This window comes from Pontibacter sp. HSC-14F20 (assembly GCF_019599265.1).
GTDB lineage: Bacteria > Bacteroidota > Bacteroidia > Cytophagales > Hymenobacteraceae > Pontibacter.
Genome location: NZ_JAHZTC010000088.1, coordinates 1 through 255, shown reverse-complemented (window position 1 = coordinate 255; position 255 = coordinate 1). Strand labels below are relative to the sequence as shown.

1 protein-coding gene is annotated in these 255 nt (G+C 63.9%); it reads right to left on the bottom strand.

Annotation, left to right across the window (positions count from 1 at the left end; all coding sequences use genetic code 11):
* Positions 1-199 (bottom strand): FGGY family carbohydrate kinase (locus K3G39_RS20620; RefSeq protein WP_255594583.1); only part of this gene is annotated, 199 nt, incomplete at its 3' end.
* Positions 200-255 lie beyond the last annotated feature (56 nt).

Sequence of the window (255 nt, the reverse complement as noted above, 5' to 3'; positions counted from 1 at the left end):
CTTTGAAGGCTTTGTGGCCAATCTCCACAGCGCGGCTGTCGCACCAGATGATGGCGTTGCGCAGCACCTGCTGCTGCTGGTCCACCACCACCAGGCCATGCATCTGGTAGGCAATGCCGATGGCGCCAATGTCCCTGGGGTGATAGCTGCCCGTGGCGTTGGCTTTCTGCAGGGCGGCCCTGGCATGCTCCCACCACATTTCGGGCGACTGCTCGGCCCAGCCCGCGCGCGGGGAGATGATGTCGGATTCCTCTT